This is a genomic window from Gordonia otitidis NBRC 100426 (genome assembly GCF_000248075.1).
In the GTDB taxonomy this organism is placed as follows: Bacteria; Actinomycetota; Actinomycetes; order Mycobacteriales; family Mycobacteriaceae; genus Gordonia; species Gordonia otitidis.
This window is the reverse complement of record NZ_BAFB01000201.1, coordinates 1-1,907: the sequence shown is the minus strand read 5'-3', so window position 1 is coordinate 1,907 and position 1,907 is coordinate 1. Positions and strand designations below refer to the sequence as shown.

The window sequence follows — 1,907 nt, the reverse complement described above, 5'->3', positions numbered from 1 at the left end:
CCGCGGCGCCGAGGGCTGCGCCAGCGGGGATGCCGATCGCGACGCCGGGTGCTTCGCCGATTCCGGGTGCGACGACGCCGCCGATTGCGAAGCCGGCGATGCCGCCACCAACGGCACCGACCACTGCGCCTGCGGTGCCGCCGACGACGGCTGCGGGGATGCCGAGTGCCAGGGCGCCGACGGTGCCGCCGCCCATGACGCCGATGATCGTTGCTGCTGCCTGTCGGGTGGCGGTGTCGCGCGGTACGCCCGCTGCGATGAGGCCGGTGGCGATGCGGTATTCGCCGTAGGACGACCAGGCGTTGAGCGAGTTGGCTTGCTGCTCGGACATGAGGGGCCGTTTGGTGCGCGAGTCCTCATTCGGGAAGATGAGGTTGCCGACACGAATGATCTGCGGTCCCTTGGGTTTTGGCTTGGGAGGCGCGATCGGTAGGACCTTCTGGGGCTGTGCTGGGGCTGACGGCGCCGGCGAGCTCTGCGGCGTGGGGGGCGTGTACTCCTGCTGGTACGGTCCCGGCGTGTAGGGGGTGTCGTAGCTTTGCGGCGTGTACTCCTGGTACGGCCCCTGGTAGGGGCTGGGCACCACGCCTGGGCCGGGGCCTTCGGTGATTGGTGGTGACGACGGTTCGGGGGCTGGTGCCGGTGCCGGTGCCGCGCCGCTGCCGCCCTGCTCGGGTGCGGTGTTCGGGGCGGTTCCGCCTTGCTGGGTGCCGCTGTCACCGGGATCGGTGCCGCCCTGTTCGGGGACAGCCGATGCGGCGCCAGCACCAACGCCGAGTGCTACCGCCGCGGCGACCGTGAGTGCGGTTGCGCCCGACAGGCGTCGCCTCGTGTCGGAGGGGAATGAGTGCTTACTCATCAACGGATTCCGTTCTTGTGGGTTGGCTTCGATGTAAGTGATCGTTCGCGGGAACGTCGTGGGAGAGACTAGCCGTCGCGTTTTCGGATGGCTGTGATCCATGTCTTGCCGCCTACCTGGATTGTTTCGATGGTTTGCGGGATCACGGTTGGCACCGGTTGCAGATCCTGCCCTTTTTCGACAGGCGGTATCTCGGTGAGGGTGACGCGAAAGCGGTTTGGTCCGTTCGCGACTGTGGGGGCGTCGGGCTCAATGAGCAGGCAATAGTGGGTGTCGGCGGGGATCTTGTCGATGTACTGCTGGATGACGTTGGCGTCGGCAACCGCACCGGGGGTGGTCACCGATTTCGCGGCGGCACCCGAGCGTTCGGAGTAGTAGGCGTGATTCCACGCTTTGATGACGCCAGGACCAGACTGTTGGTCACCGGGCCCGTCACCGCGAACTATTCCGCCGGCTGTCGAGTCCGGGCAGTCATCTGCAGGGGTTGATGGATTCGCAGATGTTGAGGTTGCCGGAACTGCTGCCGCCGCGGGCTTCTCGGTGGTGGTGTCGCTGTTGCGTAGATAGTGCGTTCCGGTCACGCCAACTGCTGCGACGGCAGCCACGGCGAGAGCGCCAACCGCGATACGCCGACCCGTCCGCTTTCTGCGGCCCGGCTCGTTCGCTGGTGCTGCGCTGCTGAGGTCTCGGCCTGTGTAGGGCTCTGGCGGGGCCGGGGGCACGGCGGGGACGGGTGCCCAGTCGTCACCGGCAGGCTCGGTCCACGGGTCGTGGGCTGGCATACCCCACGCGTTCTGGCTGTACCCGGTGGCCGGCTGCTGCAGCCGTGGCTCGGGCGTCTCGTAGGTGTGATCCTCGATCTGCCTGGCGGCGTCGACCGGTGTCGCGTCGCTGATGGGTCCCTGTCTGCTTGTCAGCCGCTGACGGCCCGCTGAGGTTCCCGGTGCGTCGGTGAGCTCGCCGGTGAACTCGTTGGCGGCGCGCGGAATGCTGAATGGTTGTTCCCACCGTGGCCTGCTGGTTGGCTGTTTGACGGGGGGGTGATGAA

At 67.5% G+C, this 1,907-nt stretch carries 1 protein-coding gene and 1 pseudogene; both read right to left on the bottom strand.

The window, feature by feature from the left end; translation table 11 throughout:
- Nucleotides 1–859 (bottom strand): annotated as a pseudogene (locus GOOTI_RS19510) (hypothetical protein); the annotation flags it as partial.
- A gap of 68 nt (nt 860–927) precedes the next feature.
- Nucleotides 928–1,907, bottom strand: a 980-nt coding sequence (locus GOOTI_RS26240) for a DUF8176 domain-containing protein (RefSeq protein ID WP_007240327.1), incomplete at its 5' end; no start/stop codon positions are given.